The following is an 18,115-nucleotide window of genomic DNA, read 5'->3' on the forward strand; positions in this document are numbered from 1 at the left end:
TAATTATAAAGAAATCATTTCAAATCCTACTCTATCTCAAACAAAAAAGGTTAATAATGAACTATTTGCCCACATTGATAAAATAAACACAAAATAAAATAGCAAATATTTAGTTTTTAATTGTAGCGTTTCAAGCAATTGCCCCGTAATTAAGTTTAACAAATGTTGATTTTATTTAAAATAAAATTGTTTTAGTAAAAAATTTTATATTTGCATAACTTAACCTTGATCGCAAATGCGTTATTCTAAACTACTTCAGCCATTCACATTTTTTTGTGATTTATTACTACTAAATATCGCGCTGCAATGTGCTCACCTGTTTATATTTACATTCTACTCATCCGAAATCCAGTCAATTGACTTTTTATTATTAGTTAATTTAACCTGGATCACTATAGCTTCGGTAACTAAAAACTATGTCATAAAACGCCCCTTAATGCTAAGTGACAACCTAAGCAAATTCATGACATCTATGGTTTATCACCTGGTGATGGTTCTTGGGATAGTGTACTTTTTTAAACTTTATGAGGTAAGCAGAATGGTGATGTTCTGTACTTATCTGTTGTTTTTCATCCTGATAGTTGCACAACGCTCTCTGATCTTTTTCACGCTTGATTATATCCGTAAAAAAGGGTACAACATAAAACATGTTATTATAGTTGGAAACACAGATATAGTCAATCGAGTAAAAAAGTCATTTTCGAAACATCCGGAGTATGGGTATAACTTTATTACAACTATCTCTGAAGATATGCTTGAAAGCCAGCCCAATGAAGTATTGTTTAATAAGATTCTTGAAGCGAGGCCCGACGAAGCGTTTATTTGCTATAAATACATGGATCAGCGCTTATTAAGAAAACTTGTTGATCTGGGCGACCAACATAATATTAAAATCAAACTGGTTTCAGATCTTGTGCTGGAAAATAGTTATGCCAGTATAGTTAACTACGAGAATCTGCCGGTAATTCAGCTTTCTTCTTCCATTGAGATTAGTCTGAAGATCATTTTCTTCAAACGTTGTTTCGATATCCTGTTTTCGCTGTTTGTGATGATCCCAGGACTCCCTGTGTTTATCGCGTTGGCTATCACAACTAAGTTAACGTCAAAGGGGCCCGTTTTTTACCGCCAGGAACGAATCGGCAGAAACCACAAGCCATTTAATATATACAAGTTCAGGAGCATGTATGTAAATTCTGAGCAAGCTGGGCGCCCAATGCTGTCAAAAGATAAAGACCCTCGAATTACGCAATGGGGCTCATTCTTACGCAAATCAAGGTTAGACGAGCTACCTCAATTCTGGAACGTTCTGAAAGGCGACATGTCTATAGTGGGTCCGCGACCAGAGCGTCAATATTTTATTGAGCAGCTAATAGAGGAATCGCCTAATTACCATAAGTTATTCAAACTTAAACCAGGCCTTACTTCTATAGGCCAGGTAAATTATGGCTATGCAGAAAACGTTCAGGAAATGCGTGACCGTGTTCGCTATGACCTCATTTATTTGAAAAATATAAATTTCAACAACGATTTAGGCATCATTTTTCAAACCATACGAGTTATGGTTCAGCTTAAAGGCAAATAAGAAACAATTTAATCGGGCATATAATCCCCGAACTTATTCAACAATTTCAGGACAGAGCAGGATAGTTTAATCACTATCCTGCTTTATTTTTAACAACCAACTTCCTGATTGAACCTTCACATCAAATTATGAGAACACCATTTCTTATCGGGTGCCTTTTATTTTCATGGTATACTACATCGGCACAAATAGCTATAAAAAATCTTTTGACCGAAAACCTGAAAAACCCAATCTGTATTGATGCACAAAATCCACGCTTCAGTTGGCAGCTTACCGAAAAATATAACAAAGCAGTCATACAACAAGCCTACGAATTACAAGTAGATTCAAGCACGTTTGATAACAAAAGTCATTCACCATTATGGTCCAGCGGCAAAATAAACTCCGACCAATCCGTCTATATCCCCTATTCCGGCAAATTATTGCTATCGGGCCGCAAGTATTTTTGGCGGGTACGAGTTTGGGATACTAAGGGAGTTGTTTCGGCCTGGAGTGAACAGGCGTTTTGGAAAATGGGATTGTTATCAACTCCAGATTGGCATGCTCAATGGATTGTACCGGCATCAAATGATACCGTTAATGCCGCTGCCCCGTTGCTCAGAAACAACTTTTCGCTAAATAAAAAAGTTCTGGAAGCTACCGCTTACATAAGTTCGCACGGGTTTTATGAGGCGCAGCTAAATGGCCATAAAATAGGCGACAGCTTCCTTACCCCTGGATGGACAAGCTATAACAAACGATTACAATACCAGGCCTACGACGTTACCTCATTACTAACCGAAGGAGAAAATGCCATTGGTGTCACACTTGGAAGCGGTTGGTACCGAAGTCCGCTGGGCCCATATACCCCGAGAGCTAATTTCTACGGCGATAAAACAGCCCTTTTAATGGAAATCAGAATTGTATTTACTGATGGTTCAACAAAAATTATATCGTCAGACAAGAACTGGAAATCATCAACAGGGGCTTTGCGCTTTGCCGAGATCTACAATGGCTGCATCATCGATAGCCGGCTGGAAAAATCCGGATGGACTAATCCTGCTTTTAATGATCAGGATTGGCTTCCGGTGCGTGTAATGGCCTATCCTAAAAACACGCTTACAGCTACATATAATGAAACGGTAAAACAACACGAGGTATTTAAACCGATAAAAATCATAACCACTCCACGTGGCGAAAAAGTTATTGATTTTGGGCAAAATCTGGTTGGATGGGTTAAAGTTACGCTCAAGGGACATGCAGGAGATTCTATCAAAATTGCTCACGCGGAGGTACTCGATAAGGCCGGCGAGTTTTATACAGAAAACCTGCGAGCGGCAAAAGCTGAGAATATCTACATATTAAAAGATACTGTCAAACGCACCTTTGAGCCCCAATTTAGCTGGCAAGGGTTTAGATATATCAAAATCAAGGGTATTAAAGGCCCCTTAAATCCTGATGATTTTACCGCGGTAGCTATCTACTCAGATATGAAAGCTTCCGGTAGCTTTTCCTGCTCTAATCCGCTGCTCAATCAACTACAGCATAACATCCAATGGGGGCAAAAAGGAAATTTCCTGGATGTGCCTACGGATTGCCCGCAACGTGACGAGCGTTTAGGTTGGACGGGCGATGCACAGGTGTTTTCACGTACTGCTGCATTTAATATGGATGTGCATAATTTCTTCACCAAATGGCTAAAGGACGTTGCCGCCGATCAGTATAAAAGTGGCAGCATTCCCTACGTGATCCCTGATGTATTTACTAATGGCACAGATGAGGTTGGAGGCAGTTCGGGATGGGGCGATGTGTCAACTATTATCCCGTGGAATATGTACTACGCCTATGGAGATAAAAAAATATTGGAAAACCAATTTCAAAGTATGAAAGCCTGGGTCAATTATATCCAAAAACAAACCAGGAATGGTTTATGGGTAACGGGTAACCATTTTGGCGACTGGCTGTTTTACAGCGTTAATGACGATAGGGACGGAATATCCGCCATAACCAATAAATACCTGATCGCCCAGTGTTTTTATGCCTATTCAACCCGAATACTGACCAATAGCGCCAAAGTGTTAAATAAAAAGGCCGATGAAGAATATTATGCAAAACTGTTAACTCAAATAAAACAGGCTTTTGTAAACGAATATGTTACCGCTAATGGCCTAATTTCATCCGATACACAAACAGCTTATGTGTTGGCCCTGGAGTTTGATATGTTACCGGTTAATTTACGACAACAGGCGGCGGCACGGCTTGTTAAAAATATTGAATTATATCACGGTCATTTAACAACGGGCTTTCTGGGGACTCCCTATCTTTGCGACGCGTTAAGCAAATTTGGCTATGCCGACGTAGCTTATAAATTACTATTACAAGACACCTATCCTTCCTGGTTATATCCAATTAAACAGGGAGCTACTACCATTTGGGAAAGATGGGACGGCATTAAAACCGATGGCAGTTTTGAAGAGCCATCCATGAACTCTTATAATCATTACGCTTACGGCGCCATTGGCGATTGGATGTACCGTAACATAGCCGGTATAATGCCAGCAGCTCCCGGCTATAAAAAGATAATAATCAAACCGGTAATTGGGGGCGGCCTTTCATGGGCCGAAGGAAAATATGAATGCCCCTACGGAAGTATCTCCTGCAAATGGGAAATCATAGCTAATAAATTGAACATGAACGTAATCATACCTCAAAATACGACTGCCGATATATTTGTTCCTGATTTTCAAGGTAAAACTTACAAGAAATTTACTGTTGGACCGGGTAATTACCACTATAGCAGATAGCAGCAGTTCGGTTTATGAATTCGAAAGACCGAAATATTTATAAAAGTCATATATTCGATTATAATCAGATATAATCAAACAATGGCTTTTAATACAGAGATTCTGATCCGGTTTTTGTTGGCTCTTTTATGGGGAGGGCTTGTAGGTGCAGAAAGGGAATATCATGGTAAAGCTGCGGGTTTTCGTACTACCATCATGATATCATTTGGCGCATGCTTTTTCACGTTGATGTCAATGGCTATAGGAGCGCCTAATAACGCCGATAGGATTGCTTCTAACGTTGTTACCGGGATAGGCTTTCTTGGTGCAGGTGTAATTTTCAGGGGCGAAAACCGGGTGAATGGTATTACCACAGCAGCTACCATCTGGGCTGTCGCTGCCGTAGGTATGGGTATCGGTGCAGGTTTTTACTTAGCGGCCGGATGTGCCAGCGTGATGATCTTGTTCATATTGGCTGTGCTTCCATTTTTTCAAAAGAAGATTGACTATTACAACCAATCCAAAACATTTAATATCAAATGCCCGGTATCAGCAAACGGCATCGAGTTATGTGAAAATATGATGAGGCATCACAGGCTTAAATTCAAACTGATTAAAAGAGTGAAAGATGGCGAATACATTTTTTTAACATGGCAGCTTCAGGGACGTTCAGCTAAAATGGATATGTTCATTAATTCAATTATTGATACCCCCGCTATTGAGCATTTTGAGTATTCCTGATAGATACTGGGATATTACTCTGCCATAAACCCAAGAATAGCTAACAGCCCTTCGTTATTTGATTATTTTATTACTTTGCTGCAATGGAACCAATACTTCTATCCGCGTCGCTGGCCCGTAAAATCATTCTGCATGCAGCCGGACTGGCCCAAAAGGCTCAGTTCGGAACCGGCCGCGAAGCCGTTTACCGTTTGATAGATCAACTTGGCTTTGTGCAACTTGATACGAACTATGTGGTTGAACGGGCTCATCACCATGTGATGGCTGCGCGCATTCCGGATTATGATGTGAACTGGTTGGCAGAACTCACGGAAGATGGGCTTATTTTTGAATACTTTACTTCTGATGCCGGCTATTTGCCTATGCATGATTTCCGTTTTTCCCTCCCGGTTAAACAAGCCTTTGCCGACAGGCATAAAACAACCGACAAGCAGGAAATAAATCTGATGAAACAGGTACTTGACCGGGTAGAACGCGAGGGACCGCTGATGGTTGGCGATTTTGAAAATGACCGAGTGGAGGCAAGTTCAGGCTGGTGGGACTGGCGCCCCGCGAAGGTTGCCCTTGAACGATTATACCTTGATGGTGAACTGATGATCGCCCGTACCAAGGCTTTTCATAAGAGGTATGATTTGCCCATGAACATGGTACCGGACGACACCGATATCACTGTACCTACAGATCAGGAATACGCACGTTTCGTAATCAGACGAACGTTAAAAGCATTAGGCATTGCCTACGCTAAAGAGATGGCCTGGCGGGCCCGATATGTAAAAGGCAACCTGGTTAAACAGGAACTTGCGAAGATGGTAACCGAGGGAGAATTACTTACTGTTCAAATAGAAGGATTGAAAAGCGCAACACTTTATATGCTGCCCGATCAACCGACGGCCATTGAATTGTCCGGCGAAGCATTCATTCTATCCCCCTTTGATATCCTGAATGTATTTCGTCATCGTTTAAAAGATTTTTTTGGTTTTGACTACCAGATAGAATGCTTTGTACCTGCAGCCAAACGTAAGTACGGATACTTTAGTCTGCCCATATTGGTCGGTGATACCTTTGTTGCCAGAATGGATGCCAAAGCCGACCGCAAACAAAAAGTATTGATTGTTCATAACCTGCACTTTGAAGGTCTGGAGTTGGGTGAAGCAGCGATAACAAAAATTATAAGTGCTCTGAAAGCATTTGTACATTTTAACCAATGCCGGGACATTGAATTTAAAAAATCAAACACCCCGGCTTACCTGGACGCTATTGCGAGTGGTTTCCATTAAAACCATCAACATTTTTAGTCATTCTCCGGATGCCTGTAATCACCGAAAGGATGTTTTACCGTGCGCTTTAACGGAATCTGCATCCCCCCTGTTTGCTCAAGCCAGTCATAAAGTTCATTTGCCATTTTCTTTACTGTATCCGCGTATTCGGGTTTGGCAATCAGGTTTACACGCTCCGCAGGGTCTTTTTCCAGGTCATAAAGTTCGTTGGTGTCCCAAACGCCCTGGTTACGGATATACTTGAACTTATCAGTTCGCACGCCGTAAATAACAGGCGTCATCGGGAAATCATACTCCCAGTAATATTCATAAAAGATTTTATCCCGCCATTGTGTGGAATCTCCTTTAAGCAATTGTATAAACGATTTGCCGGGCATGTTGGTTGGTTGCTTTAAACCGGCAGCCTGTAAAATGGTTGGCGCTATATCGATATTCTGAACCATTTTATTGATGGTTTTGCCACCGCTAAACAGATCAGGGCAACGCACCAGGAAAGGTACTTTAACCGATTCTTCATAGAAATGACGTTTATCAATCAAGCCGTGTTCGCCAAAACTAAAGCCGTTATCGCCCATATAAATCACCAAAGTATTCTTGTCCAATCCCTCTTTTTTAAGATAGTCCATCACCTGCCCTATACTTTCATCAACACCCAATAGGGTTTCGCAGTATGACTGCACTAATTCTTCTACGTTTTGGTGCGTATGATAAATGTAATCTACACCGTGCCAGCTGTACCGTTGTTGCTTAACCCATTCTGGCCAGCCCAATTTTTTATACTCATCTGTCTGGGTTTGATAATAAGTAGATGGTAAGGGGTATTTCAGGTTTTTATATAAACCAAGATGCCTTTTAGCAGGCTGCATAGGCGCGTGAACCGCTTTATGGGATAGGTATAAAAAGAATGGTTTTGATTTATTCCTGTTTTTTAGCCAGCCCAATGCATGTTCGGTCAACAGATCGGTAATGTAGGTGGAGTCGCCATATGTTACACGTTTACCGTCGATATTAAGCGTAAGATTATAGTAAACACCCTGCCCCTTAAAACTCTCCCAATGATTAAAGCCCGGGCGGGGAAAGTCATCATCATTTCCCATATGCCATTTACCGAAAAAGGCAGTCTGGTACCCGGCTTTCTGCAGGTACTGCGGAAAATAAGTGAGGTTTGGCGGTTCGGGCGCATTGTTATCTACAATGGTATGTACGTGCGAGTAAGCACCAGTCAATATCGACGCGCGACTGGGCGAACATAAAGACGTTGTTACAAATGCATTCTTAAACCATGCCCCTTCATGGTATAGCTTATCAAGATTAGGCGTTTTGAGCCATGGCACACGACCAGTAAACCCCATGAAATCAAAACGGTGATCATCGGTCAAAATAAAAATAACGTTTCTTGGTTTTTCACCTTTAATCTTTTCAAGCGCTAACGAGCGCTTTGCGGTTTGGGCATGCGTATAAACAAAGGAACAAGTAGTTATTGCTAACAACATCCAGGTTTTACCTGCCCCATTTAGTCTGCGGCTAATGGCATGGAATATTTTCATGTTTTGATGATATCTTGTTTATCTATTACTTATTCCGGATATTACTTAAAAGCAAAGCCAGTTCCTTCACTTTATCGGGATATTTTGTAGCGAGGTTAGTTTGCTCGCCTATATCTTCATTTAAATTATATAGCTGAGGCAAACCCAGGTTTCCGGTTTCGATATTTACCAGCTTCATAACTGCTTCGCCATTATTGGGTGGAATATACTTCCACCCGTCCTTAACAATGGCTATGGAGTTACCAATACCTTGCTCAACCAGCAAAGAACGCCCGTTTTTGTTTTGACCCAGCAAAGCATCAAGCACATTTTCGCTGTCAGATGCATCACCTGTCGGGATTGGTTGGCCGAGCAATTTCGAAAAAGAAGCGATAAGATCGATCTGGCTTACCATTGCCGATGATACCTGAGGATTAATTTTACCAAGCCAGCTAACAAGAAACGGCACACGGGTACCTCCTTCCAGTACACTGTATTTTCCACCCCTTAGCGGACCGGCCGGTGGATGCCCCTTAAATTTTTCTTCAGCCTCGTCCTGGTAGCCATCGTCCAGTACAGGGCCATTATCGCTACTGAAAACTATTAGCGTATTTTTCTCCAGACCGAGGTACTTTAGCTGCTTCATTATTTCACCAACCGTCCAATCCAGTTGCAGTATGGCATCACCGCGCAGGCCTCGCCCACTCTTGCCTTTAAAACGCGTTGCAGGCATCCTGGGTACATGCGGTTCGGTAAGGGCAAAATACAGAAAGAACGGTTCTTTGCGCTGATCCTCGATGAACCCCTCGGCTTTGGCCAAAAAAGTAGAAGATAATTCCTCATCAGTCCAGTGGGCCAGCTTCCCGCCACTCATATAGCCAATTCTGCCTATTCCATTTACAATGGTTTGGTTGTGCCCCTGTCCCGGCGAAGATTTCAGTTTGAGCAGTTCAGGATGTTCTTCACCAGTGGGATCATTACCTATCTTTTTGCTATAATCAACCGATATAGGATCGTTGGCTTCCAGTGCCAGTACTTTATGATTTTCTAAGAAAACGGTCGGTACCCGATCTGCTGTAGCCGGAAAAATAAATGAATAGTCAAAACCTACCTCGTTGGGGCCCGGCTTTACTTCGCCGTTCCAATCCTTAGCAACCGCTTCTCCTAAACCAAGATGCCATTTACCCACAATTGCGGTCCGGTATCCGGCCTTTTTAAAAAGATTAGGTAAAGTAGTTTTATCTGTGGGGATGATCAGTGCTGCATCGCCGGGCAGGATAGCAGTTCCAGTTTGGCGCCATGGGTATTTACCCGTCATTAAAGCATACCTTGATGGCGTACACGTTGCAGAAGTAGCGTGGGCATTGGTAAACCTGATACCCGAGGCTGCCAGCTTATCTAAATTGGGCGTATGGATCCCGTTTTTGCTGTAGCAACTCAGGTCTCCATAACCCAAATCATCAGCATAAATATAAATTACATTGGGGAGGGGCGCATGCTTACTCCTTCTTTGTGCCGATACAATAACCGGTACAACAAGTAGTAAAGCGACAAACACATTACGGTACATAGGCAGATAAATTGACGGTTTCAATTTATAATTTTTTCATGGCCTGCCTGCAATTATTTTCATATTGGTACTAATGCCACTTTAACACAAAGCGAAACTATAGCCATTAAATAAATCGCAACAACCGCGATAATTATACTAATCACAGCAGTTACCGGAAAAAGCATACAAATCCCCGGGATTCGTATTATCTCCTGCCCGGCATTTCAGCGGAACTTTACGTCGTTATTTAAAAACAAATAAGATGAACAAGACCATATTAATAACCGGTGCCAGCAGTGGTATCGGTGCGGCAACTGCCAAACTATTTCAAGCTAAAGGATGGAACGTTATTGCTACTATGCGGCAACAGGAAAAACAAACAGAATTAAATGCAACAGATAACCTATTGCTTACCAGGCTCGATGTATTGGATTTGGAATCTATCCAAAACGCAGTAAATGAAGGCATAAAAAAATTTGGAAAGATAGATGTACTGGTTAATAATGCAGGCTACGGCGCGTTCGGGATCCTGGAATCTTTTACAAGGGATCAAATCATCCGCCAGTTCAACACCAATGTCATCGGACTTGTTGACGTTACCAAAGCCCTTCTACCCCATTTCCGCGCTAACAAAAGCGGTGTGATCATCAATATTTCTTCTATTGGCGGAAAAATGACCTTCCCATTGGGCACGTTATATCACGGAACAAAATTCGCGGTTGAAGGTATCTCAGAATCCCTAAGCTACGAAGTAGAAGAATTTGGTGGAAAAGTAAAAATCATAGAACCAGGTGCCATAGCTACCGATTTCGCCGGCCGTTCGCTTGATTTTAGCAATGACGAGAGTTTGACCGAATATCAGTCAATCGCTGGAAAGGTATTGGCCGGAATGCCTGCCTTTTTTGAGCACGCTTCACCGGCAAGCGTTGTTGCCGATGTTATTTATGAAGCCGCTACCGACGGCACCACCAAATTAAGATATACAGCAGGAGAAGATGCCAGAGAAACAATAGCCAACCGTCTTCAGGCAGACGATGCAAGCTTTATGGGAACGATAAGAACACAGTTCGGACTTTAATTTGAATGGCGCCCTTGCCAGTTGAAGGGCGCTATTGTTTATATTTACAATCAATGAGCACATTCCTCCACCTGCAAACCATTTCAGACTTGTTCCGCTTTTTTCAGCTTGATCATTCAGTCAGGCATCCCTTGGTTGCGGTGGTTGATTTTAGCCTGGTAAACGAAGATTTACAAAACGAAATCAAACTTTCCACGGATTTCTATTCGTTGATCTGCAAAAACTACAACAGGAATAACGTCAGGTATGGCCGTAAGATTGTTGACTTTCAGGGTGGCAGCCTGATTTGTATGGCACCAAACCAGGTGCTTGAACTGGAAAAGGAGATTGAGCCGACAGCAATAGTAGCCGGTTGGGGCTTGTTTTTCCATCCGGATCTGATCAGGGCAACAACGCTGAACGATAAGATGAAGGATTACAGCTTCTTTTCGTATGAAATATCAGAAGCGCTTCACCTTTCGGAAAAAGAGAACCTTGTGTTAATGGAATGCGTGTCAAAAATAGAAACTGAATTAAAGGAAAATATTGATATTCACAGCCAGGCCATCATTGTATCTACTATCGAATTGCTGTTAAACTATTGCTCCCGTTTTTATGGCAGGCAATTCATCACCCGTAAAAACTCTAATAACGCCGTAGTTACGCAGGTTGAAAATATCCTAAAAGACTATTTTAAGCAGGCTGATATCAGCGAGAAAGGCTTGCCTACAGTAAAACAACTGGCCGAGCAGGTATATCTATCTCCTGGCTATTTAAGCGACCTGCTCAAAAAGGAAACGGGTAAAAACGCCCAGGATCACATCCATTATTATTTGATTGAGGAAGCCAAAAACATATTGCTAAATACCGGCAAATCCGTTGCAGAGATCGCCTACACCCTTGGATTTGAATATCCACAGTACTTTAACAAACTTTTCAAGCAAAAGACAGGTAAAACACCGTTAGAATTTAGGAGTATTTAAATATGCTCTCTGTACCCCTACTTAACCTGAGAATCAGTACTAAATTTATCATCCCATATAATTTCCTGCTTCTTGCTGGAAATTACTTTACCCCTTTGCATTGAATAATCTTTAACAAAATTTATCCCTTGCACACTTTCAGGTTTGAAATTACGCAGGAAATTAAAATCCAAAGCCCTGAAGCTAAAAGATTCCCATTGATAAGGATGCGAACCACTGGTATAGTAAGTTCGTATCTCTTTTACCGCCTTATCCAGTTTATTGAAATGGATAACCTGGTAACCAGGGTTATTTTGGTTCCTGGTATCCAGACCGGGTGCTATAGCTACATAGGAAATTAATTTTCCATGATCAGAAATCGTTTCAGCATCGTTCATATGTGTATGACCTGCAAGTTGAAACTTTATGGTTGAAGCATAGGCCTTAACAATACTTAAGTAAAGTTCTTTAATATTTGAATGCCAGAATGGCCCGTCTGCATAACGGTCTGTTCCTGGTGGGATGTGGTAAACCATCCAGACCTTTTTATGCTTTTTACTATCCTCGCGCAGCGTTTTCTTTAGCCAATCCAACTCTTTTATTGCCTCGTTATCCGGCCCGAATGCAAAAAGCAAAGTGTTAAGTACAATGACAGACAGATCGCCTTTATCGTAAGTATAATAGCCTCCTTTTTTAAAAGTGTTATAGATATGATTATTGTGGTCAATACGCGCCAGCAGTGAATTATAAAATATGCGGTAAGTTGTGGTATCCGGTGTGTTATGCCGTGCGCAATCGTTATTTCCTAAGGCAGGCAGTATGATGGCGTTTTTGTCAATTTGATGAACATGATCTATCACATATTTGAAGGTTCTGCCCATATCCACTTCAGCATGATTCTCCCCATGTGAAAGAAGATCACCGGGCATAATAATAAACGTATATTTTCCCGATCCTGCATTTTTTGTCGCCGATTTAAAAAGCGCAGTATCGGTATCTACCTTGTGATAAAACACATCCGGTTTCAAATTTAGATCAACGTGTACGTCTGATAAAACCAATACAGAATCTGTTTGGGCTTGCGCGAGCAAAGGAAACAATGCGAGGAGCAATGAAAGTAACTTTTTCATGGGTTAATTATAGGCGAGATATTTTACCAGTACTAAAATATTGATAATTATATATTTACAACAAACATTCTTCTTATTAATCTTTTGAATGCTACAAAACAAAAAAGCACTTAGATTTTCATCATAAGTGCTTTTTATTTCAGTGCGCCCACCTGGGCTCGAACCAGGGACCAAAAGATTATGAGTCTTCTACTCTAACCGACTGAGCTATAGGCGCGGTTATTTTGTTTTTGTTTGCGGGTGCAATTTTACATATTTGCGGCCATATCTCAAACTCTTTTTATGGAAAATATTAAAAATATCATCTTCGATTATGGCAATGTTATTTTCAGCCTTAGCTTCGCCAGTGTACAACAAGCATGGAATCAGTTAGGTATCGCCAACCCCGAAACGTTTTTTGGTCACAAAACCCAGGATGAAATTTTTGATAAATTTGATCGCGGCGAGGTTACAGCTGCCCAATTTAGGGAGTATGTAAGGGAAAAAACCAACAATCCCTCGCTTACCGATACGCAAATTGATGCCGCATGGAACAGTATTTTAGTTGGAATTGCCGAGGGCAACCACGATTTGCTGTTAAAGTTAAAAGATAAATACCGTACTTTTTTGCTCAGCAACATCAATGCTATCCATTTTGATTATATCATGAACTATCTTAAAACCGATTTTGGCTTTGATGGTAACGATCACCTGTTTGAAAAAACATACTACTCGCACCTTACAGGTAAGCGCAAACCAGAGCCGGCTATTTTTGAGCAAGTATTGAGAGAGAATAATTTAAACCCTGAGGAAACTTTATTCATTGACGATAGTCCGCAACACCTTGAGTCCGCCAAAAAACTGGGCATTCAAACCTTTTTGATGACAGCACCGGATACTATACAGCTATTTGCAAAAAGGGAGCATCTAATTTAATAAATACTCCCTTTTTTTAGTCTTTATAAATTAAGCGCTTCGGCGCTTTCTTTCTTTAGCTATTAAGCTAAGCTCACGGCTCATTTGCCCGGCTATAGCCGTATTTTCCTGTGCACGGCGGAACAAGTATGGTAATACGGCCTTAACCGGTCCGTATGGCACGTATTTAGCTACATTATAATCTGCGTCAGCCAGGTTAAAGCTGAGGTTATCGCTCATGCCCAGCAATTGCGAAAAATAAACATGCGGGTGTTTATGATCAATACCTTTGTTGTCCAGCAGCTCGGCCAGCAAACGACAGCTTTCTTCGTTATGTGTACCTGCAATAAAAGCGATCTGTTCAATATGGCTGGTACAGTAATCAAGCGCCGAATCATAATCAAGATCGGCAGATTTTTTATCGGGCTGAATTGGAGAAGGATATCCTTTTTCTTCGGCACGTCTACGTTCTTTTTCCATGTAGGCACCACGTACAATTTTTGCACCCAGTATAAACCCTTCACTTTGAGCTATGGCGTGGTCGTTTAACATGGAGGCCAACTTATCATGCCTGTACATTTGATAGGTGTTATATACTATAGGCTTTTGCTTGTTAAACTGCGTCATCATGGTAAGCGCCAAAAGGTCGATAGTGTCCTGGATCCAGCTTTCTTCGGCATCTATCATTACAGGCACATTATTTTTAAATGCTTTGTCGCAAATGGCCAACACCCGGGCTTGTACCCTTCTCCACTCCTCTTCCTCTGTGTCGTTTAATTTAAGACGAGCATCTAATTTTTCAAGCAGACCAAAACGGCCTACCCCCGTTATTTTAAATACAGTAAGGGGGATGGCTTTATCTTTAGCAGCACGCTCAATGGTACGGATGATCTCATCACGGGTACTGTCAAACACAGTTTCTTCTTCCTCTCCCTCTACCGAATAATCTAAAATAGTACCTACCCGGCCGCTGTAAAGGTTTTTAATGGTATTATCACATTCGGCAATGGTTTCGCCGCCGCAAAAGTGCTTAAATATCGTAGCTTTGATAATACTCTTTATCGGCAGGCCAATCTTCATGGCAAAATTGGTGACCGGAGGGCCTATCTTTACTAAAAAGTTGATATTGATCATCCTGAACAGCCAGTAAGCCCGGTTCAGATCGGTATTGGATGAATGGCGAAAAGCTATTTCTGTATTTTCAAATGAGGGCGTATTTCGCCCTTGATTATTGTTAGTTTCAAAAGAGGTCATCTGCAAAATTATAAAATGATAACTCATAATTGCATGAATAGTTTATTTTTGCCATCCCATGATCGAATTTAAGTTAGAAGGGGACTTTATCCCAATGATCCAGCTTCTCAAAGCTGCGAACTTAGTACAAACCGGCGGCGAGGCGCAAATAGTTGTAACTGAGGGCCTCGTGAAGTATAACGGCACAGTTGACTACCGCAAACGCCTTAAAGTAAAAAGAGGTGACACGGTTGAGTTTGATGGGAATAAAATTATAGTAATATAATAATGAACACTATTCTAAGCGATAACTACTCGGTTTATTTTGACAATAGCCTTGATGAGTTAGTTGATTTTATTAAAAAAGGTAACTACTCCAAATTTTTTATTTTAACCGACGAAAATACCGGAGAGCACTGTCTGCCATTACTAACAAGCAAACTTACCGGCTTTAATAATTATGACCTGATAGAGATCACATCGGGCGAGGAAAGCAAGAACATAGATTTTTGTGTAGGCGTTTGGAAAATGCTGATTGATTTTGGTGCCGACCGTAAAAGCCTGATGATCAATTTAGGAGGCGGTGTTATTACAGACATGGGAGGCTTTGCGGCATCTACCTATAAAAGAGGGATTGATTTTGTACAGGTGCCCACTACCCTGCTTTCGCAGGTTGACGCTTCTGTTGGTGGCAAAACAGGTATTGATGTTGATGGTATCAAAAACATCATTGGTACATTTACTATGCCTAAAGCTGTTTTTATCGCCCATGAGTTTTTACAAAGCCTTCCGGCACGACAAATCCTTTCAGGCCTGGCCGAAATGCTTAAACACGGTTTAATTGTTGACACTGCATATTGGAATAATCTGAAAAACAGCGATCTTAAAAGCCCATCAGTTGAGCTTGTTCATCGTTCTGTGGAGATCAAGAACCAGATTACTATCGAGGATCCGCATGAGAAAGGCATCCGCAAGGCACTTAACTTTGGGCATACTATCGGCCACGCCGTTGAAACTTACTCTTTATTGCATGATGAAGGTAGCCTTTCGCACGGCGAGGCTGTAGCCATTGGAATGATCTGCGAATCATACCTTGCTCATAAAAAGACGGGATTGACTTCAGACGAACTTCATGAAATTGTTAAGGTATTAACCGATCTTTACCCTAAATACACTATTAAAGAAGAAAACTTTGACGAGTTACTCCTTAATATGAAAAAGGACAAAAAGAACGTAGGCGACGAGATTAATTGCACCTTACTGACACGCATAGGCCAGTTTAGTATTGATAATGTTTGCACTGCTGACGAACTTTGTGAAAGTTTGAGATATTACATTAACCTGTAACATGTTGCAACATTTAGATCCGCGTAACCAGGCGGCCCTTGTGCTAATGGGCTTATTAGTTGTTTTAACCTTGGTTGAGATGGCCTTAAGCTATTGGGAAGATCGCAAATATTATGAAACACGCGATACGCTGACCAATATCTATCTTACATCGCTGGCTGTGGTTACTAACCTTTGTGTTAAGGTATTTACTTTTTTTATACTTGATTATACCTACCATCACTACAGGCTTTTTCAAATCGAGAACATTTTTTGGTATTGGTTTGTGCTGGTGGTAGTTCAGGACTTTTTATATTGGGTGCTGCATTATACTGGGCATTACTGTCGCATGTTTTGGGCTATGCATGTTACCCATCACTCATCCGAGCATTTCAACTTTACCACCGGCTTTCGCTCAACAGTGTTTGAACCGCTTTACAGGGTATTCTTTTACCTGCCGCTGGCTGTAATGGGGTTTACCGCTTTGGATATTTTATACGCTTACTTAATAACACAGCTATACGGCAACCTGGTGCATACCCAATATAAGATTCCATTACCAAAATGGTATGGATGGATTTTTGTAACTCCAGCGCATCACCGTGTGCATCATGCTTCCAATATCCCATATCTTGATAAAAACATGGGCATGGTATTTATTATTTGGGACAGAGTATTTGGCACGTTCCGTGACGAAGACTTACCTGAACCGGTTAAATACGGCTTAACCAAACAACCCGAGGATATGGGCCCGGTGAATGTTTTGTTTCACGAATGGAAGGCACTGCTTCATGATGTAAAGAATGCCCCCGATCTTAAATCAAAAATAGGATACTTTATTCATCCGCCGGGATGGAGCCACGACGGCAGCACTCAAACTGCACGTGTATTGCAACGGGAGTATAAAGAAATGGAAGAGGCGCATAAAAAACACGAAACTGCCGCCTGACAATATTATATTTGGCGTGGCATTTTGTGCCACGCTAAACCATGTTACAATTAATATCCAAGCTTCAGCATAATACCTACGAAAAAGGTGAATACTCCGAAGAACAACCTCGTAGTGTTGAAGAAACCATTAAGCTTATTAAAGATTTCCCATGGGATGCTGAACGGGCGTTAACCGATATTCAGCTAACCGGCCCTTCGGTAACTATTCAGGACTCCGATTTGAATTACCTTAAGTTAGGGCTTTACTTTAATAGCAAGTTTTGTGTTTATTATCTTGATAAGAGGAATCACTTATTTGAATATCATGCATCCACCATCAGTGAGGCTTGCAACCTTGTAGAGGACTTCTTTAACGGGAGTCTTGATTTAATGCCATTTGAAAAGCATTTCTTTAATATTGGCAACCAGCCTCACTTCACCAGTAACGATTTCGTGTATCGGGTAAAACCCGCAAGGGTAATTGCTTTTGTAGCTTTTATCTCCGTATATCTGCTATTTGCCGTCTCTATATTCGTTGTGAGTATGCTTCACATCGGCAACCGTCCATTTCCAACACCCATATTTTTATCCATTATCGCAATAGGTTTATTTATTGGTTATGCGGTATCGGTAACAATAAAAGGGCGCAATCAATATCTGCAAATTTCTCGTGGCAATAATGTATTTTCGTATGGGTTTGACGAGCAACACATCGTTATCTATAATAAAGCGGATGTGGAAGAAATCATGCACGTAACTGCAATAAGGGATCGCAACGTTGGAAACGTAAGGATCATGTTTAAAAGCGGAGTGGTCATTCAACCCACTATGCTCATCCATGATTATGATCTTCTTAATAAATTTCCAGAAAATTTGGGTATAAAGGTGAGTTACAAGCAAAAGTATACTTTCCAACGATCAAAACGCATTTGATACCAAATTAAATTTGGTTCGCTCATTATTTTTAACAAAAAATAAAATTTTCTATTGACAAACTCTTTTTTTACCGTACATTTACGTCGTAATAAAAAACAACAAATGAAATTAACAGGTGCATACTTTTTTGGTTACTACTTTTACTTTACCAGTGAGAGCCGGGACTAATATGTACTAAACAAAACATATAAAAAACACAAAAAGTCC

Annotated in this window: 15 protein-coding genes and 1 tRNA gene; 11 read left to right on the forward strand and 5 right to left on the reverse strand. The window is 41.1% G+C overall.

Annotation, left to right across the window (positions count from 1 at the left end):
- Window positions 1–235: 235 nt before the first annotated feature.
- The 4 genes from DEO27_RS11015 to DEO27_RS11030 all read left to right on the forward strand — a co-directional run bounded on the left by DEO27_RS11015 (window position 236) and on the right by DEO27_RS11030 (window position 6,362).
- On the forward strand, window positions 236–1,582 hold the full coding sequence (locus tag DEO27_RS11015) for a sugar transferase (protein WP_112566429.1): 1,347 nt from the start codon (window positions 236–238) through the stop codon (window positions 1,580–1,582).
- Window positions 1,583–1,710: 128 nt separating this feature from the next.
- Window positions 1,711–4,365: a glycoside hydrolase family 78 protein gene (locus DEO27_RS11020; RefSeq protein WP_112566425.1), complete on the forward strand. Its 2,655-nt coding sequence runs from the start codon at window positions 1,711–1,713 to the stop codon at window positions 4,363–4,365.
- Between the two features lie 81 nt (window positions 4,366–4,446).
- Window positions 4,447–5,085, forward strand: a complete 639-nt coding sequence (locus DEO27_RS11025; protein ID WP_112566422.1) for an MgtC/SapB family protein — start codon at window positions 4,447–4,449, stop codon at window positions 5,083–5,085.
- Window positions 5,086–5,168: 83 nt separating this feature from the next.
- Window positions 5,169–6,362 carry a winged helix-turn-helix domain-containing protein gene (locus DEO27_RS11030; protein ID WP_112566419.1) on the forward strand — a complete coding sequence of 398 codons (1,194 nt, stop codon included), beginning with the start codon at window positions 5,169–5,171 and terminating at the stop codon, window positions 6,360–6,362.
- A 14-nt stretch (window positions 6,363–6,376) separates the two neighbouring features.
- On the opposite strand, the gene DEO27_RS11035 is transcribed toward DEO27_RS11030, so the two are convergent.
- Window positions 6,377–7,909, reverse strand: coding sequence for a sulfatase (locus DEO27_RS11035; RefSeq protein ID WP_223818213.1), 1,533 nt, complete (start codon window positions 7,907–7,909; stop codon window positions 6,377–6,379).
- A 25-nt stretch (window positions 7,910–7,934) separates the two neighbouring features.
- Window positions 7,935–9,458, reverse strand: a complete 1,524-nt coding sequence (locus DEO27_RS11040) for a sulfatase family protein (protein WP_112566416.1) — start codon at window positions 9,456–9,458, stop codon at window positions 7,935–7,937.
- 244 nt (window positions 9,459–9,702) lie between these two features.
- On the opposite strand from DEO27_RS11040, the gene DEO27_RS11045 reads away from it, so the two are divergent.
- Window positions 9,703–10,518, forward strand: a complete 816-nt coding sequence (locus DEO27_RS11045; protein ID WP_112566413.1) for an SDR family oxidoreductase — start codon at window positions 9,703–9,705, stop codon at window positions 10,516–10,518.
- Window positions 10,519–10,571: 53 nt separating this feature from the next.
- The gene (locus DEO27_RS11050; RefSeq protein ID WP_112566410.1) at window positions 10,572–11,480 is read left to right on the forward strand and encodes a helix-turn-helix domain-containing protein; all 909 of its coding nucleotides are present in this window, start codon (window positions 10,572–10,574) and stop codon (window positions 11,478–11,480) included.
- Between the two features lie 17 nt (window positions 11,481–11,497).
- On the opposite strand, the gene DEO27_RS11055 is transcribed toward DEO27_RS11050, so the two are convergent.
- Both DEO27_RS11055 and DEO27_RS11060 read right to left on the reverse strand, forming a co-directional pair.
- Window positions 11,498–12,589, reverse strand: a complete 1,092-nt coding sequence (locus DEO27_RS11055; protein ID WP_112566407.1) for a hypothetical protein — start codon at window positions 12,587–12,589, stop codon at window positions 11,498–11,500.
- A gap of 143 nt (window positions 12,590–12,732) precedes the next feature.
- Window positions 12,733–12,806 (reverse strand) — tRNA-Ile (locus DEO27_RS11060).
- A 65-nt stretch (window positions 12,807–12,871) separates the two neighbouring features.
- Between DEO27_RS11060 and DEO27_RS11065 the strand changes: the two genes are divergently transcribed.
- Window positions 12,872–13,504 carry an HAD family hydrolase gene (locus tag DEO27_RS11065; RefSeq protein WP_190295382.1) on the forward strand — a complete coding sequence of 211 codons (633 nt, stop codon included), beginning with the start codon at window positions 12,872–12,874 and terminating at the stop codon, window positions 13,502–13,504.
- Window positions 13,505–13,534: 30 nt separating this feature from the next.
- Here DEO27_RS11065 and DEO27_RS11070 read toward each other — a convergent pair whose 3' ends face one another.
- A complete protein-coding gene (locus DEO27_RS11070) occupies window positions 13,535–14,737 on the reverse strand; it encodes a proline dehydrogenase family protein (protein ID WP_112566401.1) in 1,203 nt (400 codons plus the stop codon).
- A gap of 58 nt (window positions 14,738–14,795) precedes the next feature.
- Between DEO27_RS11070 and DEO27_RS11075 the strand changes: the two genes are divergently transcribed.
- The 4 genes from DEO27_RS11075 to DEO27_RS11090 are packed head-to-tail and all read left to right on the forward strand — an operon-like array spanning window position 14,796 to window position 17,905.
- Window positions 14,796–15,002: an RNA-binding S4 domain-containing protein gene (locus tag DEO27_RS11075; RefSeq protein WP_112566398.1), complete on the forward strand. Its 207-nt coding sequence runs from the start codon at window positions 14,796–14,798 to the stop codon at window positions 15,000–15,002.
- Window positions 15,003–15,004: 2 nt separating this feature from the next.
- Entirely contained in the window at window positions 15,005–16,063 is a 1,059-nt protein-coding gene (gene aroB / locus DEO27_RS11080; protein WP_112566395.1) for a 3-dehydroquinate synthase, read from the forward strand.
- Window position 16,064: 1 nt separating this feature from the next.
- Window positions 16,065–16,991: a sterol desaturase family protein gene (locus tag DEO27_RS11085; protein ID WP_112566392.1), complete on the forward strand. Its 927-nt coding sequence runs from the start codon at window positions 16,065–16,067 to the stop codon at window positions 16,989–16,991.
- A 41-nt stretch (window positions 16,992–17,032) separates the two neighbouring features.
- Entirely contained in the window at window positions 17,033–17,905 is an 873-nt protein-coding gene (locus tag DEO27_RS11090) for a hypothetical protein (RefSeq protein WP_112566389.1), read from the forward strand.
- Window positions 17,906–18,115: the final 210 nt, after the last annotated feature.

Source organism: Mucilaginibacter rubeus (genome assembly GCF_003286415.2).
Lineage (GTDB): Bacteria > Bacteroidota > Bacteroidia > Sphingobacteriales > Sphingobacteriaceae > Mucilaginibacter > Mucilaginibacter rubeus_A.